The organism is Janibacter sp. DB-40, assembly GCF_029510815.1.
Taxonomy (GTDB): domain Bacteria; phylum Actinomycetota; class Actinomycetes; order Actinomycetales; family Dermatophilaceae; genus Janibacter.
The window spans coordinates 3,110,030-3,134,822 of record NZ_CP120360.1; the positions used below are offsets into that span (position 1 = coordinate 3,110,030).

Below are 24,793 nucleotides of genomic sequence, written 5' to 3' on the forward strand. Positions count from 1 at the left end.
GTCACCCTGCGGCGGAAATCGTCACGGATCGCGCCTCGGGAGGCCTCTTTGTGCACGGTCACGTCAGCTCAGCAGGGCGTACGCAGCCAGTGCCGGGCCAGGCGCTCGTCCTGCTCGGTGATCTCGTGCGCCACGGGCAGCACGTCGTGGGTCACGTCGGCACCCATCCGGCGAAATTCCTGCGCGAGGCGAAGCCCGTCGCCGCGCTGTCGCCGCTGGTCGTGCTCACCGTCGAGGAGGAGCACGCGGACTCCGGTGAGGTCGGCCACGGGCGGTCTGGCGAAGGGCGCGAGGGGCCGCAGGAGCACCGCCCCAGCGAGCAGATCGGGGTGGCACATCATCAGGGCCGTGGCCATGATCGCGCCGTTGGAGAAGCCGACCGCGACGGGGCGGGTGTCGCCGAGCTCACGGCGGTTGTCCAGGAGGAACTCGCGCAGGAGGGGGACCCTCGCTCGCAGGTCCTCCTCATCGACACGACGATCCGGGTGTCGACGGAAGAAGGCATGGCCGCCGGGAAGGTCGACCGTACCGCGCACGCTCAACTTCGTCGCCGGAGACAGACGGTCTGCCAACGGCAGCAGTTCGGTCTCGCTGCCATCGGTGCCATGGAGCAGGAGGAGCGGCAGGTGCCCCTCGCCGGTCGCTGGCACCAAGACGTGCTCATGGATCGATGCGCCCATGGATCCACCCCTCGGCCACCGACGCCTCAGTTCGCGATGAGCCACTCCACGAAGCGCGCGACGGCCAGGACGAGGTCGTCGGAGTGGCGCGGCCCGACGATCTGCAGACCGACCGGCAGACCCGCGGACGTGGTGCCGACGGGGATGCTGATCGCCGGCTGCTGCGTCATGTTGAACGGGTAGGTGAACTGCGTCCACTGCGGCCAGGTCTTCAGCCCGCTGCCCGGTGGCACGTCGTGACCCGCCTCGAAGGCCGTGATCGGCATCGTCGGCGTGATGAGCACGTTGTGCTGCTCGTGGAAGGCACCCATGGTGATCCCGAGCGCGGCCGCGAGGGCACGCGCCTGGAGGAACTCGACCGCCCCGACCTCCTCGCCGCGGTCCCACACCTCTCCCAGAGCGGGATCGACCGTCTTGCGGGCGCCGGGCATCGTCCGCAGGAGGGTGGCCGCGCTGGCCGCCCACATCAGCTCGAACGCCTCGAGCGGGTCGTCAAAGCCCGGGTCGGCCGCCGTCACCGGCATCCCGGCCGCGTCGATCCTGGCGACCACGTCGTCGCAGATGCGACCGACCTCCTCGTCCACCTCGACGTACCCCAGCGTCTTGGAGTAGGCGACGGGGAGGCCGGTGACCTCGCGGTTGAACTCACCCCGGAAGGTCAGTCGCGGCGGCGCCAGGGAGGTGGGGTCGCGGTGGTCGGGCAGGGACAGGATGTCCATGAGCAGGGCGGCGTCCTCGACGGTACGCGTCATGGGGCCGGCGTGGGCCAGCGGTCCGAAGGGGCTCGCCGGGAACATCGGGACGCGGCCGTGGGTCGGCTTGAAGCCGACGATCCCGCAGAAGGACGCGGGGATGCGGATGCTGCCGCCGGCGTCGGTCCCCACGTTCACCGGTCCCATCCCGCCGGCGACGGATGCCGCGGCGCCCCCCGACGAGCCACCAGCGGTCATCCGGGTGTCGACGGGGTTGCGAGTGATGCCGGTCAGCGGTGAGTCGGTGACGCCCTTCCAGGCGATCTCGGGGGTCGTGTTCTTGCCGACGAGGACCATCCCGTCGGCGCGCAGCCGTGCCGTGACGGGCGCGTCGACGTCCCACGGCTGGTCGGGGTCGATCGCCTTGGAGCCGCGCAGCGTCGGCCAGCCCTTGGTGAGGAAGATGTCCTTCATCGAGGTCGGCACGCCGTCGAGCAGCCCGATGGGCGTCCCGGCCTGCCAGCGGGCCTCGGAGGCACGTGCCTGCTCGAGGGCGCTCTCGCGGTCGACGAGGCAGAAGGCGTTGATCTCGCCGTCGACCTCCTCGATGCGGTCGAGGACCGCGCTGGTCGCCTCGACGGGCGAGAGCTCCTTCGCGCCGTAGGCGGCGACGAGCTCGACGGCGGTCATCTCGATCGGGTTCATCTCTCAGCTCCTGGTGGTCGGAACGTAGCCCAGCGACGTGTCGACGATGTTGTCCAGCGGGCGCCCGTCGACCCAGCGCACGAAGTTCTCGGCGAAGAGGTCGACCAGGGCGTCACGCCAGCCGACGAAGTCGCCGGAGTTGTGGGGGGTGATCATGACGTCCGGCAGGGACCACAGCGGGTGGTCCTCCGGCAGCGGCTCCGGGTCGACGACGTCGAGGGCGGCACCGGCGATCTGCTCGGAGCGAAGGGCGGTGACCAGGTCGTCGGTCCGCACCAGCTCGCCACGGCCCACGTTGATGAAGCGGGCGTGCGGCTGCATCGCCGCGAAGGCGTCCGCGTCGAACATCCCGGACGTCTGGTCGGTCAGCGGGGCGATCGCCACCACCCAGTCCGCCCGCCCGAGTGCCTCGTGGAGGTCCTCGGTGGCGGAGACGTCACCGAAGTCCGGATCGCCGGTCCGCTCCCTTCGTCCGGAGCCGGAGACCTCGAGCCCGGCGGCCCGCAGGAGCCGGGCGATCGCGCGGCCGATCGGTCCCGTCCCGACGACGAGCGCGCGTGTCCCGGCGACCCGCTCGGACTCGCGGTGCTGCCAGGTGGCCTCGTCCTGCAGCCGCAGCGACCGCGGCAGGTCCTTGGCGAAGGAGAGCACCTGGCCCAGGACGTACTCGGCGATCGCGTCGTCGAAGACACCACGGGAGTTGGTGATGACGACGTCGCTCTCGCGGACCTCGGGCGTCATCAGCGGGTCCACCCCGGCCGCGGCGATGTGCACCCACTGCACCGACCCGGCCGCGTGCCAGGCCTCGGCGAGCGCGGTGCTGAGGAAGTCGTAGGCGAAGACGACGTCGGCACCCTCCATCGCGGCGGCCAGTCCGTCGGCCTCGGTGAAGCGGACATCGGCCCGCTCGGTCACTGGCGCGAGGGCCTCCGGAGAGGGGCGATTCTCGTTGTGGAGGACCACGACGACGGGCTCTGTCGACATGTTGACAACCTAGGAGCGCGATCCCTAGATTGTCAACAATCCGGCAATCTTCCCGCTGCCCGACAGAGAGGGGCCACGCGTGGAGCTGACAGACGTCGAGTTCGAGGGGCCGCTGGCCCAACGCGGGATCGGCATCATCGCGCCCTTCGACCTCGCCCTGGAGCGTGAGTTGTGGCGCTGGGCCCCGTTGGACGTCAGCTTCCACCTGGCACGCACTCCCTTCGAGCCCGTGGCGGTCAGCCTCGAGCAGGCCGAGCTCGTCTCCGGCAAAGAGCACCTGCAGAAGGCCACCCGCGACGTCCTGGGCGTCGACCCCGAGGTCGTGGCCTACCTGTGCACGTCGGGCAGCTTCATCAACGGGCCGGAGTACGAGGCGTCGCTGCGGCAGGCGATCCTCGAGGCCGGCGCGCCCACGGCGGTCACCACCTCCGGCGCCCTCATGGAGGCCGTGGAGAAGCTCGGGCCGCGCCGCATGTCGGTCGTCACGCCCTACGACGCCGAGCTGACCGACCGCCTCAAGACCTTCCTCGGCGCGCTCGACGTCGAGGTGGTCCGCTCGCACCACCTGGGGCTCGGTGGCGGCATCTGGCGGGTCAACTACCGCACCGTCGTCGAGCAGATCCTCGCCGCCGACGACCCCAGCGCCGAGGCGATCTTCGTCTCCTGCACCAATCTGCCGACCTACGACATCATCACGCCGCTCGAGCGCGAGCTCGGCAAGCCCATCCTCACCGCCAACCAACTCACCGTCTGGGCCTGCCTGGGCCGGATGGGGCTGCCGATGGTCGGCCCCGGGAAGTGGTTGCGGGACGTCTTCCAGGAGGAACCATGAGCCCCACGATCGGGATGATCTACCCGGACCACGCAGCCGAGGACGAGTACCCCTGGGCCGCAGCCCTGCTCGACGTGGAGCTGCCCGTGGCCCACATCTACGGCACCGACCTGCACGCGGTCCCCGAGCTGCTCGACCTCGGCAGCCCGGAGCGGCTCGCCGGGGGCGCCGCGGAGCTGGCGCAGTACGAGCCGGATGCCGTCGTGTGGGCGTGCACCTCGGGCAGCTTCGTCTACGGGCCGAAGGGGGTCGAGGACCAGATCGCGGCCCTCGCCGGTGCCGCCGGTGTGCCGGCGTCGAGCACGAGCGCCGCCTTCGCCGCCGCGCTGGAGCACCTCGGCATCACCACGGTCGCCGTCGCCGCGAGCTATCCGCACGACGTCGCCTCGCTCTTCGTCGACTTCCTCGACGCGGCGGGGACGCGGGTGGTCTCCATGTCGAGCGCGGGCATCGACACCGCAGCCGAGGTCGGGCAGCTCACGCCCAAGCAGGTCATCGATCTCGCCGCCGCCAACGACCACCCCGATGCCCAGGCCCTGCTCGTGCCGGACACCGCGATGCGCACGCTTGCCGTCGTGCCCGAGCTGGAGGCCCGCCTCGGCAAGCCGGTGCTCACCGCCAACCAGGTGACGATCTGGCAGGGACTGCGGCTGGTCGGGGAGACCCCCTCGATGCCGCAGCTCGGCACCCTCTTCCGGGCGAAGCCGGGATCATGACGCTCGAGGACCTCAAGCCCGTGAAGCGGCGCTCGACGGTCGAGCACATCGCCGGCGAGCTCCGTGCGGCGATCATGTCCGGATCCCTCGAACCCGGCGACCAGCTCGGGGAGGCCGACCTCGCCGAGCGGTTCTCCGTCTCGCGCGGCCCCCTGCGCGAGGCCATGCAGCGCCTGGTCTCCGAGGGAGTGCTCGTGGCGATCACCAACCGCGGGGTCTTCGTCGCCGAGCTGACGCTGGAGGACGTCCGCGATGTCTACCGCACCCGGTCGGTCATCGAGCGGGGCGCCGTCGAGATCGTGCTCGAGGAGCGTCGCCGCGCGCAGCTGCACGAGGCCGTGCAGCGCAGCGTCGAGCAGATGCGCCGTGCCGCGGCCCGCGGCGACGGCCCGGCGGTCTCCGACGCGGACCAGGCCTTCCACGAGGCGCTGGTCGAGTGCTCCCACAGCCCCCGGCTGATCAGGGCGATGCGCACGCTGCTCGTCGAAACCCGCATGTGCCTGGGCGAGCTGCGCACCACCTATCCCGACCTGGACATCCAGGTCCACGAGCACGAGGCCCTGGCCCGGGCCTTCCTCGACGACTCCCCCGCCAGGGTGAAGTCCGCCCTGCTCGCCCACCTGGACGACGCCGTCGACCGGCTCGTGGACAAGCGCACCGAGCCGGTCGATTGACGCTCGGTGCCCGTGGCGGAGTGCTGAGGAAGGGAGTCGTGGCCCGGCTCAGGCCGGAGCCCGCGCCGTGCACCCGGGTTCCGAGAGCACACACCAGCGCGGGCGGAGAGCCAAGGGCCATGGCTCCCTTCCTCCGCGCGACCCACCACGCACGGAGGAAGGGGACCGCCCGAGGCGTCAGGGGATGATGATCCCCTGCTGGGCGAGCTGGCTGTGGTTGGCCGCAGCCAGGGCCCGGCCGGTCTGCCGGGGGGAGATGCCCATGCCCCGCCACTCGGCGAGCATGACGGCGACCTTGTCGCGCATCTCCGACTTCAGCCGGGTGAACGAGTCCTGGGGGTCGTCACCGACCTGGCCCTGCAGCAGCCACCAGGCCCATGCAGCGGCACCGGCGTTGGCGACGAAGTCCGGGATCACCGGGATCCCGCCGGCGGTGAGCATCGCCTCGGCCGGTGGCGTCGTGGCCGCGTTGGCCGCCTCGACGACGACCTGCGCGTTGATCTCGGAGGCGTTCTCCTCGCGGATCGCGTAGGAGATCGCGGCCGGGACGAAGATGTCGGCACGGGTCGAGAGGATCGCCTCGCGGGGCAGCTGCTCGACGTCCTCGGGCACGCGGCTGCGGTCGATCTCGCCGTACTCGTCGCGCAGGTCGAGCAGCAGCGGCACGTCCAGTCCGTTCGGGTCGACGAGGGTGCCCGCGGCATCCGCGAGCGCCACGACCTTCACCCCCTCCTCGTGCAGGTACCAGGCGGCGGCACCGCCCATGGTGCCCACGCCCTGGATGGAGACCGTCGTCGTGCCCTGCTCCCAGCCGAGCGAGTCCGCGACGCCGAGGCACGCCTCGGCGACGCCGTAGCCACCGATGACCTCGCCGAGCTGCAGACCGTCGTCGGTGAGGGCGTCGAGTCCGGCGCGCACGCGCTCGAGCGTGCGGTGCGGGTTGGCTGAGCGTGTGATCGCCGCGTGGTAGGACTGCCCCAGACCGAGGTTGGCGAAGACCTCGTCGATGCGCGACTGCGCGACACCCAGGTCCTCGGCGGTGACCCAGTGGCCGTCGAGCCACGGGAGCATCGCAGCGCAGAAGCGCTCCAGCACGCCCACGGCTCGCGGGTCGCGGGGGTCGAAGTCGATGCCCCCCTTCGCCCCGCCGACGGGCAGGCCGAAGACGGAGGTCTTGATGGCCATCCCGCGGGCGAGGTCACCGACCTCGGAGATCGTGCACCCGGGACGCATGCGGGTCCCGCCCGTGGCCAGCCCACCGACGAGCGTGTGGACGACGAGGAATCCGCGAGCGCCCGTGACCGGGTCGGTCCAGGTCACCTCGTGGGCCGGTGGCCCGTCGACGAGGTCCTGACCGGGGACGGCGTCGACGGCGTCGAGGGCGCCGTCGGGGACGCGGTGGACGCGCGACTCCGTCTTGCTCGTCGAGTCCCAGTGCGGATTGTGCATGATCGTCACGTCAACCACCTTCTTTCTGCAGGTTCCTGTCTCCCCAGCGTGGGCCCGGTCACAACGGGGCGTCCAGCGCGTGAACCTGCACGATCATGTGCACTTCCGCTGCACGATCGTTATGAACGCCTACATTGGGTGAATGGAACTGTCCCTGCGTCGGTTGCAGATGCTGCGTGAGCTCCATCGCCGCGGCACGGTGACGGCCGCGGCCGCAGCACTCCACTACAGCCCCTCCGGGGTCTCCCAGCAGCTCGCCCAGCTCGAGCGCGAGGTCGGCGTCACGCTCGTCGAGCGCTTCGGCCGGCGTGTCCAGCTGACCGACCTCGGTCTGGTGCTCCTCGAGCACGCCGAGGAGATCCTCGGCGCCGTCGAGCGGGCCACGGCCGCGCTCGAGGCGGCCCAGGAGGGCGTCACCGCGAAGCTGACCGTCGGGGTGTGGGCCTCGGTGGCAGCCGGCCTGCTCCCCCGGGCCCTGACGACGCTGGCGGCCAACCACCCGGGGATCCAGGTGCACACGACCGAGCTGGTCCCCGAGCAGAGCGCCGCCGCGGTGCTCGAGGGCAAGTTCGACGCGGCCTTCGTCATCGACTACTCCGACCACGAGATGGACTGGGACCCGAGCCTGACCCGGACCGTCGTCGCGGTGGAGCGGCTGCACGCCGCCGTGCCCGCGGAGACGGTGGCCCGCGAGACCGTCTCCCTGCTCCAGCTGGCGGAGCACCCGTGGATCCTGTCCGGTCCGCGCTCGCACTTCGGCCAGGCGGTGCGCATCGCCTGCCACAAGCAGGGCTTCGCGCCCCGGATCGCGCACACGGTCGAGGAGCAGCCCACGGCGCTGGCCCTGACGGCCGCCGGTCTCGGGGTCACCCTCGTCTCGGACCTCGCGCTGGCCATGCGGCCGGAGGGAGTGGACATCGTCGCCCTCGACAAGCCGGTGATGCGCACGATCTCGGTGGCCCACCGGGGGTCCTCGGTGCCGCGTCGCTCGATCGACCTCTTCATCGACGCCGTCCGGACCGCGTCGGCCGAGCAGGGACTCGGGGCGAGCAACTCGCTGCCGTTGAGCGCGAGCGACTGATCAGACGGGTGGGTGCGTGCGGGGCCCGCTGACCAGGACGGCGATGCCGGCGAGGACCTGCCACAGCAGGACGGTGTAGACGGCGACCCGCTCGACGAGACCGAAGCCCCCGATCTCCAGCACGCCGCAGACGGTGCCGCCCGTGGACAGGAGCCCCAGGACGAGCGTGAGCAGCGCCAGTCGCCGGTGGCGACCGGACAGCGATACGGCCAGCGCCAGGAGGAGGACGCTCCCGCCGGCGATCGTCAGGACGGCCCCGACACCGTGGATGTCCGCCCGGGTGGAGGGCACCCCGGTCGGGAAGAGCCCGACGATGACCACGCCCACCCCGTAGGCGACCGTGAGACCGAGCACCGTCCGGCGGGCGCGCCGAGGGACGAAGGGGGCGAGGACGACCCCCGCGAGGAGGGTCCGCAGACCGGTGGCGACGAAGGTCGCGTTCATCACGACGTGGTGGGTCGCGGCGAAGGGCTCACCACCCGCGTACCGCGTCTCCGGGACGCCGAGCTCGCTGATCGCGTCGACCGTCCAGCGGTAGGGGCGCCCCTCCCAGCCGGCGGCCGCCCACGCCTCGCCGACGAAGTAGAGACCGGCAAGCAGCAGGAGCAGACCGCCGAGGCGGTACCGGGTGGTTCCGTCCGGCCGGCCGGAGTGCCGAGCAGTGCCCGGTCGCGCGAGGTGCGACGACGGCGCCCCGAGCTCATCCGTCGGGCTCACGCGGGCAGGTGGTCGTCGAGCCACCGGATGATGTCGGCCGTGACCTCGTCGCGGTTCGTCTCGTTGAGGATCTCGTGGCGGGCCCCGGGGTAGAGCGTCACCGTCACGTCGCGCACCCCTGCCGCGACGAAGGCATCGGCGACCTCGCGCACGCCCCGGCCACCCTTGCCACCCACCGGGTCGCGATCACCGGAGACGAAGTACACCGGCAGGTCGGCGGGCACGAGGCGCGCCTTCCTCGGCAGGGCGTTGATCCCGCCGAGCATGTCCGCGAAGAAGCCGGCCGTGAAGACCTCGCCGCAGCGGGGGTCGGCGATGTACTTCGCGACCTCGTCGGTGTCCCGGGAGAGCCAGTCGAACTTCGTCGTCGTCGGGCGGAAGCCGAGGTTGAACTGCCCGAAGGTCAGCGTGTTCATCAACGGTGAAGTGGCTCGACGCCCACGCACGCGGGACTCGAGCGTGGCGACGGTCTGGCCGACCCTGCCGAGGAGCCCCTGGTCGCCGCCGGTGCCGCTGAAGATCGCACCGTCAAGGTCCTGCCCGTAGCGGGTGATGTGGTCGCGGCCGAGGAAGGAGCCCATCGAGTGCCCGAACAGGAAGAACGGCAGCCCCGGGTACTGCGCACGCGCGGCCTCGCCGACGGCCTGGATGTCCTCGACCGCCGCGTCCCAGCCGTGGTCGTCGGCGTAGACGCCGCGGTCCTCCGGCCGGCTCGCGGTCTCGCCGTGACCACGGTGGTCGTGGGTCCAGACGGCGTACCCGGCATCGGTGAGTGCCTGCGCGAACCGCCCGTAGCGGCCGGAGTGCTCGGCCATGCCGTGGGCCAGCTGCACCACCCCCTTCGCCTCGCCCTCGGGCACCCAGGTGCGGACGAAGAGGGGAGAACCATCGTGGGGGGAGGCGATGGTCATCGTGTCGGCGCGCATGTCGACAGCGTAACGACGGCAGTCGCTCAGGAGACCCTCAGTCGACGGTGCGATAATCCTGCGCAGTTCCGACCGCCCCCGACCCGAGGGACCCATGAGCAAGAAGTCGAAGCCGACGTCCGCCCGCGATGCCCGCCTGGCACAGGCACGTCAGGAGCAGCAGTCCAAGGAGCGCCGCCGGACCTTCCTCCTGGTGGGCTCCACGGCCCTGGTGATCGTCGCGATCCTCGCCATGGTCGGGTACGCGATCGTCAGCGAGAGCGAGGAGCGCGAGGCCGCCGGCGACCTCGCGGCGGTCCAGGAGTACGACTACGAGGGCGGCACCCACGTCCAGGGCGAGGTTGACTACGAGGAGTCGCCACCCGTCGGCGGGAAGCACAACCCGGTCTGGCTCAACTGCGGTGTCTACGATGAGCCGGTGCCGAGCCAGCACGCTGTCCACTCGCTCGAGCACGGCGCCGTGTGGGTGACCTACGACCCGGACCTGCCCGAGGCCCAGGTCGACACGCTCGAGGAGACCCTCCCCGACACCTACACGATCCTCTCCCCCTACGAGGGCGAGATGCCCTCGAAGATCGTCGCGAGCGCCTGGGGCCACCGGCTGGCGCTGGACTCGGCCGACGACCCGCGGCTCAAGGGCTTCATCAAGGAGTACCGCGAGGGTCCGCAGACCCCTGAGCCGGGGGCGGCCTGCACGGGTGGTGTGGACGCCTCCGGGGCCATGAGCCAGTGAGCGCCAAGGCCATCATCGCGGTCGTCGTCGCGCTCGCCCTCGGGCTCGTCGGCGGGCTTGCCCTGGGCTCGGTCGGCGGCTCGGAGACCCCCTCCGACGACAGCGTCGCCGCGGGCTTCGCGCGGGACATGACGACCCACCACGACCAAGCGGTCCAGATGTCATGGATCGTGCGCACCCGCACCGAGGACGAGCTCGTGCGCTCGCTCGCCTACGACATCGCGCGCACCCAGGAGAACCAGTCCGGCCAGATGGCCGGGTGGCTCGCGGCGTGGGGACTGAGCCCGACCGGCCCCGGGGAGCCGATGGAGTGGATGCAGGGGCTCGAGCACGAGCACGCGGACGACCCGGACGCCCGACTGACCGACGACGGCATGATGCCGGGCATGGCCTCGCCCGAGGAGCTGGAGAAGCTGCGTTCGCTCAGCGACAAGGAGGCCGAGGTCCTCTTTCTGCAGCTGATGATCCGCCACCACAAGGCCGGGGTGCCCATGGCGCAGGCGGCCCTCGACCACTCGGCGAACGAGGCCGTCGAGAACCTCGCCCGCTCGATCATCGCCTCGCAGACCACCGAGGTGGAGACGATGACCCAGATGCTGCGGGAGCGCGGCGCGAAGCCGCTCGACTGACCCCATGGGCTTCGGGATCGAGACGATCAGGGACGCGGCCCGGCGGATCGAGGGGCGGGTGCGCGCCACCCCCCTGCTGTCCTCCCCGGTGCTCGACGAGCTCACCGGCGCCAAGGTCCTGGTGAAGGCCGAGTCGCTCCAGCTGACCGGCTCGTTCAAGATCCGCGGCGCGCTCAACACGCTGCGCTCGCTCACCGACGCCGAGCGGGACGCCGGGGTGCTCGCCTTCTCCACCGGCAACCACGGCCAGGCGGTGGCCGCGTCGGCGCAGATGACCGGCGCCCGCGCGACGGTCGTCATGCCGCAGGACGCTCCGCGGATCAAGGTCGAGGGGGTGCGCTGGTGGGGTGGCGAGGTCGTCTTCTACGACCCCGCCACGCAGGACCGCGAGGAGGTCGGCCGCGACCTCGTGCACGAGCGCGGCCTGACCCTGGTGCACCCCTACGACGACGTCCGCGTGATGTCCGGCCAGGGGACCGTCGGCCTGGAGATCGTCGACCAGCTGCGCGAAGGGGGTCACTCCCCCGACGCGGTCGTCGTCCCGTGCAGCGGTGGCGGGCTCTCCTCCGGGGTCTTCGAGGCGGTGCGCGATGCGCACCCGGGGGTCACCCCCTTCGTCGTGGAGCGGGACGGCTATCCCAAGATGGCGCGCTCGCTCGCCTCCGGCCGGGTGGAGAAGGTGCCGGCGGTGCCGGTCTTCCTCGACGCGATCGGCTCCCCCACCGTCGGCCGGCACACGCTCGACGCGCTCTCCCGGCACCCGGTCGACCCGCTGACGGTCACCGACGACGAGGCCCGGGTGGCGATGCGCGAGGCCTTCCGCACGCTCAAGCTGGTCGTGGAGCCGGGTGGTTCCGCGGCGCTGGCCGCGGTCCTGGCGCAGCGGGAGCGTTTCGCGGGGCAGACCGTCGTGGTCGTTGCCTCGGGTGGCAACGTCGATGCGTCCGTCTACGCCGACGTGCTCACCGGTTGATGACCTGACGGCCCACGGAGACCATCCCGCGTGCCGTCCGCTCACCTCACCGCGTCAGCGTGGTCGCCGCGGCGACCCGGGAGAGCTTCTCCGGGTTGCGGATCGCATAGCTGCCGGTGATGAGACCGTCCTCGATGGCGAACGCGAAGACACTGTCGACCTCACCGTCGAGGTGCACGAGCAGCGCCGGCCACCCGTTCAGCTCCAACGGCTCGAGTGTGATCGCGCCCGGGAACCGGGCCCATCCGGCAGCGAAGAGGCGCGAGACCTTGTCGCGGCCGCGGACCGGACGCGGGAGGGCCTGCTTGACGCCGCCACCGTCGGCCAGCGCGACGACGTCCGGGGCCAAGAGGTTGGCGAGCGCCTGGAGGTCACCGGTCTCGAGCGCGGACCGGAAGGCCACGACCACCGACTCGGCCTCCGCCCGGGTCACGTCGACGCGCGGGCGCCGGGCATCGACGTGCGAGCGGGCACGGTGCGCGATCTGCCGCACCGCCGCCTCGCTCTTGTCGACGGCCTCGGCGAGCTCGTCGTAGTCGAGCCCGAAGACCTCCCGCAGCACGAAGACGGCGCGCTCCGTCGGCGCCAGTGTCTCGAGGACCAGCAGCATCGCCATCGACACGCTGTCCGCGAGCTCGACGTCCTCGGCCACATCATGCGTCGTGACGAGCGGTTCGGGAAGCCACGGACCGACGTAGTCCTCGCGGCGCCTGGCGACGGTTCGCAAGCAATCGAGAGCGGTTCGGCTCACGACCCGCACGAGGAATGCCCGGGCGTCGCGCACCTCGCTCCGGTCGACGCGGTCCCACTTGAGCCACGCGTCCTGGAGGACGTCCTCGGCGTCGGCCGCCGAGCCGAGCATCTCGTAGGCGACGGTGAAGAGCAGGCTGCGGTGGGTGGCGAAGGGGTCCTCGTCCACCGCGGTGCTCATGGCTGCGACGGTACGGCAACGTCGGGTGCGGCCAGGGGTGGGAGACCACAGGCGTCAGCGAACTCCTCGGAGTGGATACCGAGTGCGACGTTGCTTCGCGAGCTGAGGTTCATGAAGCCAACTCGTGCCGTGAGCTCGATGAGACCGGCCGCGCCGAGCTCCTCGAGGAGCTCGGCCGAGAGCTCGTCGGTCACGGCCGGTGGGGTCTCGGACATCCCCTCCGCGTACTCCAGTACCCGCCGCTCGAGCGGTGTGAAGACGTCCGACCCACGCCACCGCGGCACCTCCCGTGCCTTGGTCTCGTCGAGGCCCTTGTTGTGGGCCATGAAGTAGCCGAAGTCGAGGCACCAGCTGCAGCCGATCCGGGCCGCCGCGGCCATGGTCGCGAGACTGGCGAGGTTCTTGTCGAGCTCGTCCCAGGACTCGACCTTGCGACCGACACCGGCGAGGCCCGAGAAGACCTTCTGGTGGTGCCACATCACGCCGATCGACTCCGGCGTCCGGCCGAACATCCGCTTGGTCATGGTCCTGAGGAGCCAGCCCTTGGGTCCGCTGACGTCGGCACTGGGGATCCTGGCGGTGGTGCTCATGACATCTCCTTGTCGTCGGGGCGCTGCGTGCTGCCCATGACATGAAGACGCCGCCCGCTGCCGCCCTGTGACACGAGTGGCCGCACACGTGTGTGGAAAGCCCACCTCGCACTGTCGGCCGTCGCAGATACGGTCTGACCGTGGCACTTCACCTGCACCGTGCGCAGCGCACCGACCTCCTCGCCGAGGGCCTCGGTGAGCTGCTCGCGAGCCCGCTGCCCGACCCCTTCGCCGAGGAGGTCGTCGTCGTGCCCGAGCAGGGCATCGAGCGGTGGCTGGCGCAGCGCCTCTCGCACCGCCTCGGCACGGGCGAGGGCGGCGGCGACGGGGTGTGCGCGGGCGTGCGGTTCCTCCGACCGCGATCTCTCGTCACCATGCTCACCGGCCGCGACGAGGACGACCCGTGGCTGCCGCAGCACCTCGTGTGGCCCCTCCTGGAGGTCATCGATGCCGCGATCGGTGAGCCGTGGTGCGCCGCGCTCAGCCGACACCTCGGCCACGGCTGCGAGGACGAGGACCTCTTCGAGGTGCGGGCGGGGCGGCGCTACTCGGTCGCGCTGCGCTTGGCGCGCCTGTTCCACCGCTACGGCCAGAGCCGCCCGACGATGCTCACCGACTGGGGCGAGGGCCGCGACACGGCTGGTGTCGCCGGTCCCCTCGACGAGGACCTGACCTGGCAGCCCGAGCTGTGGCGGCGCCTCGTGGAGCGCGTCGACGCACCCCCGCCGGACGTGCGGCACCGCGAGACGGTGGCGGCGCTGCGTGGGCTCGGGAGCACGTCGCGGTCCGGGCCCGCGCTGGACCTGCCCGAGCGACTGTCCCTCTTCGGGCACACGCGGTTGGCGGTCACCGAGGTCGAGCTGCTCGAGGCCCTCGGGCTCTCCCGGGACGTGCACCTGTGGCTGCCCCAGCCGTCACCGTCGCTGTGGGACCGGCTCACCGACTCCGGGGCGAGCGGGATCGTGCCGCGGTCCCACGACGCGACGAGCGACCTCGTCCACCACCCGCTGCTCGCCTCGCTCGGGCGCGACTCCCGCGAGCTCGTGCGGGTGCTGGGGTCCTCGTTCGACGTCACCGGGCTTCGAGGCTCCTCGCTGGAGCTCGTCGCACCTCAGCCGCCGGTGGTTGAGGTGGGAGGCCGTCAACGGCCGACCCTCGACACCACCCCGCCGACGACTGTCCTCGGCTGGTTGCAGTCGGACCTGCGCGAGGACCACGTGCCGGATGCCACGGAGCAGGCGGCTCGGTCCGTCCCGGACGCAGACCGCTCGATCCAGGTCCACGCGTGCCACGGGCCGGCCCGCCAGGTCGAGGTGCTGCGCGAGGTGCTCGTCGGCCTGCTCGAGGACGACCCGACCCTCGAGCCGCGGGACGTGCTGATCATGTGCCCGGACGTCGAGACCTACGCACCGCTCATCGGCGCGGCCTTCGGGCTCGGCGACCACGGCACCGACGCCGAGGGCGTCGACACCCACCCCGCGCACCGGTTGCGGGTGCGTCTGGCCGACCGCTCGCTGCGGGTGACCAACCCGCTCCTCGACGTCGCCGACCGGGTCGTCGCGCTCGCCGGGGGCCGCCTCACCGCGAGCGAGGTGCTCGACCTGGCCGCGACCGAGCCGGTGCGTCGTCGCTTCGCCATCGGTGACGAGGACCTCGAGACCCTCACCACGTGGGTCGGCGACTCCGGCATCCGGTGGGGCTACGACCAGGAGCACCGCGCCCCCTTCCGCATGGAGGTGGAGCACCAGGGGACGTGGCGGTTCGGCCTCGACCGGCTCCTCCTCGGGGTCGCCGTCTCCGCCGACGGGCCCCTACAGGTCGGTGACGTGATGCCGCTCGACGACGTCGGCAGCGGCTCCGTCGACCTCGTCGGCCGCGTCACCGAGATGCTCGAGCGAATCGGCTCCGGCCTCGACACCCTCGAGGGCGCCCGCACGGCGGGCGAATGGATGAGCGGGTTGACCGAGACCGTACTGTCCCTGACCGACGTCCCGCTGCGCGATCGCTGGCAGGTCGGAGACCTCCAGCGCACCCTGGCACGCGCCGCCAGGCACGCCGACGACGGCAGCGGGGCGACGCTGCGCCTGGCCGACGTGCGTGTCCTGCTCGCCGACCAGCTGGCCGGACGGCCGAGCCGGGCGAGCTTCCGCACCGGCGGCCTGACGGTCTGCACGATGACCCCGATGCGCTCGGTGCCCCACCGCGTGGTCTGCCTGCTGGGGATGGACGACGACTCATTCCCGCGCCAGCAGTCCCTCGACGGTGACGACGTCCTCGCCCGGGTGCCGCTGACCGGCGAGCGCGACGCCCGCAGCGAGGACCGCCAGCTGCTGCTCGACGCCGTCCTCGCGGCCCGCGAGCGCCTGGTCATCGCCTACACCGGCGCCGACGAGCACAGTGGCCAGCCCTGCCCGCCGGCCGTGCCGCTCGGGGAGCTCATCGACGCCGCCCGGGAGACGACGAGCGCGCCGCTCGAGGTGGTCGAGCACCCGCTGCAGCCCTTCGACGCGCGCAACCTCGAGCCGGGGGCCCTCGGTGGATCCCGTTCACCAGGCTCGACAGGCTCCCCCGAGCCCTTCACCTTCGACCGCTCGGCCCTGGCCGCAGCCCGCGCCAGCCACGGTGAGCGCACCCCGCCGGGCCGTCTGCTCACCGCGCCGCTGCCGGCCACGGCCATCGAGGACGTCGCTCTCGCCGACCTCATCCGCTTCTTCGAGAACCCCGCCCGCGGCTTCCTGCGCGGTCGCCTGCAGGTCGGGGTGTCGCACGAGGCCGAGGAGGTCAGCGACCGACTGCCGATCGACCTCGACGGCCTGCAGAAGTGGGCCATCGGCGAGCGCACCCTGCGGGCCCGCCTCGCCGGCGAGGACGCCCACGACATCTACCGGGCCGAGCTGCTGCGCGGTGAGCTGCCACCCGCCGGGCTCGGGGAGATCGCCCTCGAGGAGATCGGCCGCCAGGTCGAGCAGCTGATGGCCCAGGTGGCGCAGGGCCCGGCGGACCCCGTCCGGACGGTCGACATCGAGGTGCCCCTGCCCGGGGGGCGCCGCCTCACCGGCGCCGTCGACGGCGTCCACGGGATGCACCACGTCGACGTCACCTACTCACGGCTCGGCCCCAAGCAGGAGATCGGCTCGTGGATCCGGCTGCTCGCCCTGACCGCGGCCGGGCAGGAGGACGAGCCGTGGATGGCCTCCGCGCTGGGCAAGGGCTCGAAGGGCTCGGTCGCCCGCACCACCCGCGGCCCCCTGCCGCTCGCGGCGGCCCGCTCCCACCTGACAGCCCTCGTCGACCTCTACGCCCTCGGGCAGACCACCGCGCTGCCGCTGCCGGTCAAGACCGCCCGCGCCTGGGCCGAGGTCATCGGCCGCAACCCAGCGCTCGGACAGGCGGCAACCAAGCGCGCCGAGGGCGAGTGGCTGCCCACGACCATGCGCAACGGCGGGGTCATCCCCGGGGAGCAGGACGACGCATGGTGGCAGCTCGTCCACGGGAGCAAGGCCCCCTTCGCCGCCCTGCTCGAGCCCGTCGCCGGGCCCGGCACCGACCTGGCCACCCTCGCCCCGAAGGTCTGGGGCCCGGCCGACGACAACATCGCGGGGACCGCATGACCGCACTGACCCCCTTCGACATCGCCGCGGACCTGCCCACCGGCACGGTCCTGCTCGAGGCGAGCGCCGGCACCGGCAAGACGTGGACGATCGGCGCCCTCGTGGCCCGCTACATCGCCGGGGGCACACCGTTGGAGGACATGCTCGTCATCACCTTCGGGCGGGCCGCCTCCCGTGAGATGCGCGAGCGCGTGCGCGAGCACCTGCGGCACGTCCACCGGCACGTCGCCGACCCCGACCTCCCCAGCGCCGACCCGGTCGTGGCCCTGCTGCGGGACGGCACCCCCGACGAGGTGGCCCTCGTGGAGCGTCGGCTGCGGGTCGCACTGACCCACTTCGACGCGGCGACGATCGCCACGACCCACCAGTTCTGCCAACTCGTGCTGCGCGGCCTCGGCGTGGCCGGCGACTCCGACCCGCACTCGCGGCTCGTGGAGGACCTGTCCGACCTGCGCGACGAGGTCGTCGACGACCTGTACGTGCGCGGCTTCGCCGGTGGGGGCGAGCCGGCCTTCAGCCGGGCCCGTGCCGGCGAGATCGCCCGCGCGGTCACCGAGAACCCCCACGCCGTCCTCGACCCGAGCGCCCTCGACGACGGGACCGCAGACGCACGGATGCTGCGCTTCGCCCACCTCGTGCGCGAGGAGCTCGACCGGCGCAAGCGCCGCCTCGGGGTGCTCGGCTACGACGACCTGCTCTCCCACCTGGCCGACGCCCTCGAGGACGAGGACTCCCCCGCCCGCGAGCGGATGCGCCACCGGTGGAAGGTCGTGCTGGTCGACGAGTTCCAGGACACCGACCCGGTGCAGTGGCAGGTCCTCGACCGGGCCTTCTCCGGGCACAGCACGCTCGTGCTCATCGGTGACCCCAAGCAGGCGATCTACGGCTTCCGCGGGGGCGACGTCGACACCTACCTCACGGCCTCCGCCGGCGCCGCCACCAAGCACACCCTCGGGGTCAACCACCGCTCCGACGCGCCCCTCGTGCGCAGCCTCGGCGTCCTGCTGGGCGGGGCGGAGCTCGGCGACCCGGGCATCGTCGTGCACCCGGTCAGCGCGGCGCAGGAGGGCTCCCGCCTGGGCACCGCCGACGGCACCGCCCCCGACGGGATGCTCTCCCCGGTGCGGCTGCGCACCATCACCACGGGGCGCGCCCTGCCCGCCGGGGCGCGCTCGGTGGCGATCGGCGCCGTGCGCCCACTCGTCGCCGCGGACTGCGCCGCGGAGATCACCCGGCTGCTCGCCGGGGGCACGACCTTCGACGGGCGCGCGCTGCGCGCCGGCGACGTGGCCGTCCTGGCCCACACCCGCAACCAGCTCGACCAGGTGCGCCGGGCCCTGACCGAGGTCGGGCTGCGCTCGGTCATCGTCTCCAGCGACAGCATCTTCTCCTCCCCCGCAGCAGCCGCCTGGCTGACCCTGCTCGAGGCGATGGAGCTGTCCCACCGCCCCGAGCGCGTCCGTGCGGCGGCGCTGACCCCCTTCGTCGGGACGGATGCCGCCGCCCTCGACGCGGGCGGGGACGACCTCACCGACGAGGTCGCCCACCGGATGCGCACGTGGGCCGGGCTGCTCGCCCGCCGCGGGGTCGCCGCGGTCCTCGCCGCGGCCAGCGCCGACGGGCTCGACGCACGGGTCCTGGCACGGACCGACGGCGAGCGGCTGCTGACCGACCTGCGCCACGTCGGCGAGACGCTGCACCAGCGCGTGGTCACCGAGGGGGACGGCCTGGCGTCGCTGACGGCCTGGCTGCGCGAGCGGATCGGTGCCGCCCGCAAGGAGGAGCGGGCCCGTCGCCTCGACAGCGACGCCGACGCCGTGCACCTCGCGACGATCCACTCGAGCAAGGGCCTGCAGTACCCGGTCGTCATGCTCCCCTTCGTCGCCGACCGGTGGCTGCCCACGCCGGACACGCTCCACTTCCACCGCGAGGACCGCACCCGGTGCCTCGACATCGGCATCCGCTCCGACGAGGGGCGCGCCGACCGCCTCCAGCGCGCCACCGCCGAGGCGAGCGGCGAGTCGCTGCGCCTGCTCTACGTCGCGATGACCCGGGCGCAGAGCCAGGTCGTCCTCTGGTGGTTCCCGTCCGCGCAGAACACCTCGCCGTCCCCGCTGCACCGGCTGCTCCTGGGACGCGCCCCCGGCCAGGGTCCGGTGCCGGCCACCCACCCCGTCCCCGGCGACGGCACCCTGAGGACCCAGCTGGAGGAGTGGGAGCGTCGCGGGGCGCTGCGCGTGGAGCTCGTCGACGAGCCCACCGCCGTGCCGGTCGCGGCGCCCGCCCCGGTGAGGGACCTGTCCGTGCGCTCCTTCACCCGCAGCATCGACACGCAGTGGCGTCGCACCTCCTACACGGCGCTCACCCGCGCGATGGACGAGATGCCCCGGTCGGCGGAGGAGCTCGTCGTCAGCGAGCCCGCGGCGACCGACCGCCAGGACGACGAGGGGAGTACCCCGCTCGCCCCCGTACGGGGGCCACGTTCGCCCCCTTCGTGGGGGGCGAGTCCGGTCCTGCGCCCGTGGGCGGGGACGAGGAGGCCGCTGCTCCCACCGACGGGGACGACGAAGGGGGTCACCTCCCCTCGCCGATGGCCGAGCTGCCGGTCGGCGCCGGGTTCGGCTCGCTCGTGCACGCCGTGCTGGAGGAGGCCCACGTCGCGGCTCGCGACCTGCTCGCGGAGCTGCGGACGCACATCGAGGAGCAGGTCATCCACTGGCCCGTCCCCGACCTGGACCGGGACACCCTCGCCGAGGCGCTCGTCGACGTCATCGACACCCCGCTCGGTCCGCTGGCGCCGGGGACGACGCTGCGCGACATCGGCAGCCACGACCGGCTGTGCGAGATGGACTTCGAGCTGCCGCTCGGGGGTGGGGACGCCGCGTCCGACGCCACCGACCAGGCCCGGCTCGGCGACCTCGCCACGCTCATGCGCGCGCACCTGCCCGACGACGACCCGGTGCTGCCCTTCGCCGACGTCCTCGACGACCCGCTGCTCGGGGACCAGGCACTGCGCGGCTACCTCACCGGGTCCGTCGACGTCGTCCTGCGCGTCGGGGGGCGCCATCTCGTCGTCGACTACAAGACGAACTGGCTCGGCCCCGTCGACACCCCGTTGACCACCGGGCACTACGACGCAGACGCCCTGCGCGAGGCGATGACCCACTCCTCCTACCCGCTCCAGGCGATCCTCTACGGGGTGGTCCTCCACCGCTTCCTGCGCTGGCGCCAGCCCGGGTACGACCCGCAGGAGCACTTCGGCGGGGTGCTCTACCTGTACCTGCGCGGGATGGCCGGGGAGCGGACGCCCGTCATCGACGGCCACCCGACGGGCGTCTTCTCCTGGCAGCCCCCGATCGCCCTGGTCGAGGCCGTCTCCGACCTGCTCGACGGGCGCCGGCCCGGGACGGAGGGCCCACGATGACGACGATCGAGCAGGACCGATACGACCGCCGGTTGGCCCTGGGCGCCACCGGCGAGCTGGCCGACCTCAACACCGTCGGCGTCATCGAGGCGGCCGACGTGCACGTCGCCACGCGCTTGGCCCAGCTCGTCGAGGAGGGTGACGACCTGGCCCGGGTGACGCTCGCGCTCGTGGTGCGCGCGGCCCGCGAGGGGTCGACGAGCCTGGACCCCGAGCATGCCCGCGAGCTGCTCACCGAGAGCCGCGAGGGTGTCGAGGAGCCGCCGGTCATCCCGATCGAGCTGCCGTCGACGCAGGAGTGGCTACGGCGTGTGGCCGACAGCGCGCTCGCGGGTGCCGGGGTGCTGCGCGTCGAGCACGCACTCGTCTACCTCGACCGCTACCACCGGGAGGAGGTGCAGGTCGCGCAGGACCTCGCCCGTCGTGCCGCCACCCCTGCGCCGGCCGTGGACGAGGCGATGCTCGAGGCCGGGCTGGAGCGGGTCTTCCCCGGCGCCAGCTGGACCGAGCAGCGCGATGCGGTGCGCACCGCCGTCGGGCGCCTGACCACCGTGCTCGCGGGCGGACCCGGTACCGGCAAGACCTCGACCGTCGCCGGCCTGCTCACCCTGCTGCTCGAGCAGGCAGCGGGCGCCGGTCGCCGCCCGCGCATCGCCCTCGCGGCACCGACCGGCAAGGCGGCGGCCCGCCTGCGCGAGTCCGTCCTCGGCTCCCTCGAGGCCCTCTCCATGCAGGACCGCGAGCGCCTGGGCACCGACATCGAGGCCGTGACCGTCCACCGCCTGCTCGGGTGGCGGCCCGACAGCAGCAACCGCTTCCGTCGGGGACGCGGCAACCCACTCCCCCACGACATCGTCGTCGTCGACGAGGCGTCGATGCTCTCCCTGACGATGACGGCCCGCCTGCTGGAGGCACTGCGGCCCTCCGCTCGACTGCTGCTCGTCGGCGACCCCGACCAGCTCGCCTCCGTCGAAGCCGGCGCGGTGCTCGCGGACCTCGTCGCCGGTTACGGCGAAGGCGGTGTCCTGAGGTGCGACGAAGGCGGTGCCCTGAGGTGCGACGAAGGAGCCTCGAAGGGAGCCGCGAAGGGCGGTGACAGCCCGGTCGCGCGGTTGCGCACCTCGCACCGCTTCGGCAAGGAGATCGGCGCCCTGGCAGAAGCGGTGCGGGTCGGCGACGCCGACGGGGCGATCGCCATCCTCGCCGCGTCGAGGGAGGGCGGACCGGTGCAGCACGTCGAGGTCGAACACGTGCTCGACGCCGACGAGGCACTGCGACCACGACTGCTGGACCAGGCGAAACGGCTGCGGACGCTGGCCCTCGACGGCGCCCACCCGGCGGCCCTGCGCGAGCTGGGTGAGCACCGGTTGCTGTGCGCCCATCGCGACGGACCGTGGGGCGTCGGCCCGTGGAACGACCGGGTCGAGCGCTGGCTCGCCGAGGCGACCGGGGAGCACGGCCGCCACCAGCTGGGTCGGCCGCTGCTCGTGACCGCGAACGACCGCGGACTCGGGCTCTTCAACGGCGACACCGGCGTGATGTCGTTGCGTGAGGGCCGCGTCGTCGGGGTCTTCGGGGAGCCGGAGGCCCCGCAGGTGCACGCCGCGACCTCGCTCGCGGACGTCGAAACCGCCTACGCCATGACGATCCACAAGAGCCAGGGCAGCCAGGCGACGTCCGTGACCGTGCTCCTGCCCGACGCCGACTCGCGGCTGCTCACCCGCGAGCTGCTCTACACCGCGATCACGCGTGCGCAGAAGTCGGTCGTCCTGGTCGGCTCTGAGGAGGCGATCCGCGCCGCGATCACCCGCCGTACCCAGCGTGCGACCGGGCTGCGGCACCGCTTGTGACCTGACGCCGTGGCACGCGCTCAGCCTCCGCTGCACCCCCGGGTCGTGCGCCCGGCCACTCGGTCAGGCCGGCTCGGCGTGCAGCACGCGGAAGCGCTCGAGGACGACGGGCATGTCCCGCGCGAAGCCCCGGTCGTGGCTCGCGTTCTCGGTGAAGAAGTCCTCGTGGACCCGACGCCAGTGGGCCAGGGTCCGATCACCCTCCCCCTCCGCATGCGCGTGCTCCTCGTCGACCTCGTCGAAGGGGGCCGTGCGCACATCGGTGGTCACGACGAGGGCCCGCGGAGTCCCGGCGCTGTCGACGACGATGCCCAGGGTGCCCGGCGTCGGCAGGTCCTCCCCCTCGGCCTCGTAGTCCCACAGGGCCGAGGACGTGGCGGTCTTCGTTCCGTCGAGCACGAGGGCGAGCAGCTCGTCGGCCTGCTCGGGCGTCGCACCGAAGGCCCAGGCCGGGGGCCGCAGCGTCGCGAGGACGCTCTCACCCATGTACGAGCTCACGGTCGCCAGCCTGGCGTGCTGCTGCGCGCGCTCCCAGAAGGCCTCGATGTCATCCATGCCCACATCCTGCCGGTTCGATACCTCTGCGCGTGCCGCAGTGCGCTGGAATTCGCAGGAGCCTAAGCAGTTGCGACCGGGAAGGCGCAGGAGCCTAAGCAGTTGCGGCCGGGAGACCGCAGGAGCCTAAGCAGTTGCGAAGGGGGAACGGCTGGCCTGCCGGATCGTCCGTCGAACCGCGGCCGGCGATCAGCGCAGGACGGTGCGCTGGTAGGTCCGGATCGACAGCGGCACGAAGATCGCCATGATCAGCAGGATCCAGCCGAGCGTGTAGATCTCGGCGTGCTGCAGGGCCCACGTGTACTCGGCCGCCTCACGCGCCGCCTCGGCGGTCATCCCCGTGTCGGCGAGTGCCCCGAGGTTGCCGAAGTTGTCCCGCACTGCGTGCGTGAGCGTCGAGATCGGGTTCCACCCGGCGAAGGTCCGCAGCGCGGCAGGGAGCCGCTCGGCGGGCACGAAGGTGTTGGCGATGAAGGTCAGCGGGAAGATGATGATGAAGGAGGCATTGCCCACGACCTCGGGGGTGCGCACCTTCAGCCCGACCCAGGCCATCACCCAGCTGATCGCGTAGGCGAAGAGGAGCAGCAGCAGCGTCGCGACGACGGCGTCGAGGATGCCGTCACGGATCCGCCAGCCGATGAGCAGCCCGGTGATCCCCATGACCAGCAGCGAGATGACGTTGTTGACGACGTCGGACAGGGTGCGACCGATGAGGACGGCACCCGGATGCATCGGCAGCGTGCGGAATCGGTCGATGACCCCCTTCTGCATGTCCTCGGCCATGCCGAAGCCGGTGAAGGTCCCACCGAAGACGACCGTCTGGGCGAAGATGCCGGCCATGAGGAACTCGCGGTAGCCGTCGGAGTTGCCCTGCGTCAGGGCACCGAAGACGAAGCCGAAGAGCAGCACGAACATGATCGGTTGGAGGGTGGTGAAGACGAGCAGGTCGGGCACGCGTCGCAGCTTGATGATGTTGCGCCGGACGATCGTCCAGGAGTCGCTCACGAGGTGGGTCATGCGCTCTCCTGCTGGGTCTCGGTCTCGTCCTCGGCGTGGTGACCGGTGAGGGAGAGGAACGCGTCATCCAGCGTCGGGCGACGGATCCCGATGTCCTGCACGGTGATCCCCTCCCGCCCGAGCCGGCCGACGGCGTCGACGAGGGCGGTGGTGCCGTTGCTGATCGCGACGTTCAGCGTGCGGGTGTGCTCGTCGACGTCGACGTCGCCGACCCCGACGGACGCGAGCGTGGTGGCCGCGTCGCCGACGCGGGTCTCGTCCTCGACGGTGACGGTCAGCCGCTCGCCCCCCACCTGTGCCTTCAGCTGGTCGGCGGTGCCCTGGGCGATGATCCGGCCCTGGTCGATGACGACGATGTCGTCGGCGAGGAAGTCGGCCTCCTCGAGGTACTGCGTCGTCAGCAGCACCGTCGTGCCGGACCCGACGAGGTCACGGATGACCTCCCACATGTCCCCGCGTGAGCGCGGGTCCAGGCCGGTGGTCGGCTCGTCGAGGAAGACCACCGGCGGCCGCGTGACGAGCGCGCCGGCGAGGTCGAGGCGTCGCCGCATGCCGCCGGAGTAGGTCTTCGCCGGGCGGTCGGCCGCGTCGTCGAGGCTGAAGTCGGTGAGCAGCTCGCCCGCGCGACGACGCGCCGCTGCGCCACCCACGTGGTAGAGCCGCCCGATCATCTCGAGGTTCTCCCGGCCGGTGAGGTACTCGTCCACGGCGGCGTACTGCCCGGCCACACCGATGCGCGAGCGCACCGCGAGGGGGTCGGCGACGACGTCGATGCCGGCGACCCGGGCGCTGCCGGAGTCCGGCCGGATGAGCGTGGAGAGGATGCGCACCGCCGTCGTCTTGCCGGCGCCGTTGGGCCCCAGGACCCCCAGCACGCTCCCCGCCGGTACGGACAGGTCGATGCCCCGCAGGGCCCGGACCTGCCCATAGGTCTTCGTCAGGCCCTCGGCCTCGATCGCTGCATCACCCACGATCGGCAAGGCTATTGCAGTCCACCGACGGCCCCAACCCGATTTTCCGTGCG

At 72.3% G+C, this 24,793-nt stretch carries 21 protein-coding genes and 1 pseudogene; 11 read left to right on the forward strand and 11 right to left on the reverse strand.

Annotation, left to right across the window (positions count from 1 at the left end):
- Window positions 1–68 precede the first annotated feature (68 nt).
- From PVE36_RS14965 to PVE36_RS14975, 3 genes are read right to left on the reverse strand one after another with little or no spacing between them, the layout of a single operon-like run.
- Window positions 69–680, reverse strand: coding sequence for a hypothetical protein (locus PVE36_RS14965; protein ID WP_277453447.1), 612 nt, complete (start codon window positions 678–680; stop codon window positions 69–71).
- 26 nt (window positions 681–706) lie between these two features.
- A complete protein-coding gene (locus PVE36_RS14970) occupies window positions 707–2,077 on the reverse strand; it encodes an amidase (RefSeq protein WP_277453448.1) in 1,371 nt (456 codons plus the stop codon).
- A 3-nt stretch (window positions 2,078–2,080) separates the two neighbouring features.
- Entirely contained in the window at window positions 2,081–3,061 is a 981-nt protein-coding gene (locus tag PVE36_RS14975) for a D-2-hydroxyacid dehydrogenase (protein WP_277453450.1), read from the reverse strand.
- 79 nt (window positions 3,062–3,140) lie between these two features.
- Here PVE36_RS14975 and PVE36_RS14980 point away from each other — a divergent pair, with 79 nt between their 5' ends.
- From PVE36_RS14980 to PVE36_RS14990, 3 genes are read left to right on the forward strand one after another with little or no spacing between them, the layout of a single operon-like run.
- Complete coding sequence (locus tag PVE36_RS14980; protein ID WP_277453452.1) at window positions 3,141–3,893, forward strand: hypothetical protein; 753 nt, start codon at window positions 3,141–3,143, stop codon at window positions 3,891–3,893.
- A complete protein-coding gene (locus PVE36_RS14985; RefSeq protein WP_277453455.1) occupies window positions 3,890–4,609 on the forward strand; it encodes a maleate cis-trans isomerase in 720 nt (239 codons plus the stop codon). The genes PVE36_RS14980 and PVE36_RS14985 overlap by 4 nt, the downstream gene beginning before the upstream one ends.
- Window positions 4,606–5,283, forward strand: a complete 678-nt coding sequence (locus PVE36_RS14990) for a GntR family transcriptional regulator (protein ID WP_277453457.1) — start codon at window positions 4,606–4,608, stop codon at window positions 5,281–5,283. The genes PVE36_RS14985 and PVE36_RS14990 overlap by 4 nt, the downstream gene beginning before the upstream one ends.
- Window positions 5,284–5,460: 177 nt before the next feature.
- Here the strand turns inward: PVE36_RS14990 and PVE36_RS14995 are convergent, their stop codons facing one another.
- Entirely contained in the window at window positions 5,461–6,732 is a 1,272-nt protein-coding gene (locus PVE36_RS14995) for a Glu/Leu/Phe/Val dehydrogenase dimerization domain-containing protein (RefSeq protein WP_277455868.1), read from the reverse strand.
- 142 nt (window positions 6,733–6,874) lie between these two features.
- On the opposite strand from PVE36_RS14995, the gene PVE36_RS15000 reads away from it, so the two are divergent.
- Window positions 6,875–7,813: a LysR family transcriptional regulator gene (locus tag PVE36_RS15000; protein ID WP_277453458.1), complete on the forward strand. Its 939-nt coding sequence runs from the start codon at window positions 6,875–6,877 to the stop codon at window positions 7,811–7,813.
- On the opposite strand, the gene PVE36_RS15005 is transcribed toward PVE36_RS15000, so the two are convergent.
- Together PVE36_RS15005 and PVE36_RS15010 are read right to left on the reverse strand one after the other, a co-directional pair.
- A complete protein-coding gene (locus PVE36_RS15005; protein ID WP_277453460.1) occupies window positions 7,814–8,530 on the reverse strand; it encodes a DUF998 domain-containing protein in 717 nt (238 codons plus the stop codon).
- Window positions 8,527–9,456, reverse strand: coding sequence for an alpha/beta hydrolase (locus PVE36_RS15010; RefSeq protein ID WP_277453461.1), 930 nt, complete (start codon window positions 9,454–9,456; stop codon window positions 8,527–8,529). The genes PVE36_RS15005 and PVE36_RS15010 overlap by 4 nt, the downstream gene beginning before the upstream one ends.
- A 94-nt stretch (window positions 9,457–9,550) precedes the next feature.
- On the opposite strand from PVE36_RS15010, the gene PVE36_RS15015 reads away from it, so the two are divergent.
- The 3 genes from PVE36_RS15015 to PVE36_RS15025 are packed head-to-tail and all read left to right on the forward strand — an operon-like array spanning window position 9,551 to window position 11,791.
- The gene (locus PVE36_RS15015) at window positions 9,551–10,189 is read left to right on the forward strand and encodes a DUF3105 domain-containing protein (RefSeq protein ID WP_277453462.1); all 639 of its coding nucleotides are present in this window, start codon (window positions 9,551–9,553) and stop codon (window positions 10,187–10,189) included.
- Window positions 10,186–10,818, forward strand: coding sequence for a DUF305 domain-containing protein (locus tag PVE36_RS15020; RefSeq protein ID WP_277453463.1), 633 nt, complete (start codon window positions 10,186–10,188; stop codon window positions 10,816–10,818). The genes PVE36_RS15015 and PVE36_RS15020 overlap by 4 nt, the downstream gene beginning before the upstream one ends.
- Window positions 10,819–10,822: 4 nt before the next feature.
- Entirely contained in the window at window positions 10,823–11,791 is a 969-nt protein-coding gene (locus PVE36_RS15025) for a threonine/serine dehydratase (RefSeq protein WP_277453465.1), read from the forward strand.
- A 46-nt stretch (window positions 11,792–11,837) separates the two neighbouring features.
- Here the strand turns inward: PVE36_RS15025 and PVE36_RS15030 are convergent, their stop codons facing one another.
- Window positions 11,838–12,722 (reverse strand): RNA polymerase sigma-70 factor, encoded by an 885-nt coding sequence (locus PVE36_RS15030; RefSeq protein WP_277453468.1) that lies wholly within the window; start codon window positions 12,720–12,722, stop codon window positions 11,838–11,840.
- Window positions 12,719–13,312, reverse strand: coding sequence for a carboxymuconolactone decarboxylase family protein (locus tag PVE36_RS15035; protein WP_277453470.1), 594 nt, complete (start codon window positions 13,310–13,312; stop codon window positions 12,719–12,721). The genes PVE36_RS15030 and PVE36_RS15035 overlap by 4 nt, the downstream gene beginning before the upstream one ends.
- Window positions 13,313–13,452: 140 nt before the next feature.
- Here PVE36_RS15035 and recC point away from each other — a divergent pair, with 140 nt between their 5' ends.
- From recC to recD, 4 genes and pseudogenes are all read left to right on the forward strand, one after another.
- On the forward strand, window positions 13,453–16,923 hold the full coding sequence (recC, locus tag PVE36_RS15040; RefSeq protein WP_277453472.1) for an exodeoxyribonuclease V subunit gamma: 3,471 nt from the start codon (window positions 13,453–13,455) through the stop codon (window positions 16,921–16,923).
- Window positions 16,920–18,944 (forward strand): annotated as a pseudogene (locus PVE36_RS15045) (UvrD-helicase domain-containing protein); the annotation flags it as partial. The gene recC and the pseudogene PVE36_RS15045, both read left to right, overlap by 4 nt.
- 569 nt (window positions 18,945–19,513) lie before the next feature.
- Window positions 19,514–20,347, forward strand: coding sequence for a PD-(D/E)XK nuclease family protein (locus PVE36_RS15050; RefSeq protein WP_277453473.1), 834 nt, complete (start codon window positions 19,514–19,516; stop codon window positions 20,345–20,347).
- Window positions 20,344–22,197 carry an exodeoxyribonuclease V subunit alpha gene (gene recD, locus PVE36_RS15055; protein WP_277453474.1) on the forward strand — a complete coding sequence of 618 codons (1,854 nt, stop codon included), beginning with the start codon at window positions 20,344–20,346 and terminating at the stop codon, window positions 22,195–22,197. Before PVE36_RS15050 ends, recD begins: the two co-directional genes overlap by 4 nt.
- A gap of 63 nt (window positions 22,198–22,260) precedes the next feature.
- On the opposite strand, the gene PVE36_RS15060 is transcribed toward recD, so the two are convergent.
- The 3 genes from PVE36_RS15060 to PVE36_RS15070 form a co-directional block, all read right to left on the reverse strand.
- Entirely contained in the window at window positions 22,261–22,752 is a 492-nt protein-coding gene (locus tag PVE36_RS15060; RefSeq protein ID WP_277453476.1) for an ASCH domain-containing protein, read from the reverse strand.
- A 189-nt stretch (window positions 22,753–22,941) separates the two neighbouring features.
- Window positions 22,942–23,769: an ABC transporter permease gene (locus PVE36_RS15065; RefSeq protein ID WP_277453478.1), complete on the reverse strand. Its 828-nt coding sequence runs from the start codon at window positions 23,767–23,769 to the stop codon at window positions 22,942–22,944.
- Window positions 23,766–24,740, reverse strand: coding sequence for an ATP-binding cassette domain-containing protein (locus PVE36_RS15070; protein WP_277453480.1), 975 nt, complete (start codon window positions 24,738–24,740; stop codon window positions 23,766–23,768). The genes PVE36_RS15065 and PVE36_RS15070 overlap by 4 nt, the downstream gene beginning before the upstream one ends.
- Window positions 24,741–24,793: the final 53 nt, after the last annotated feature.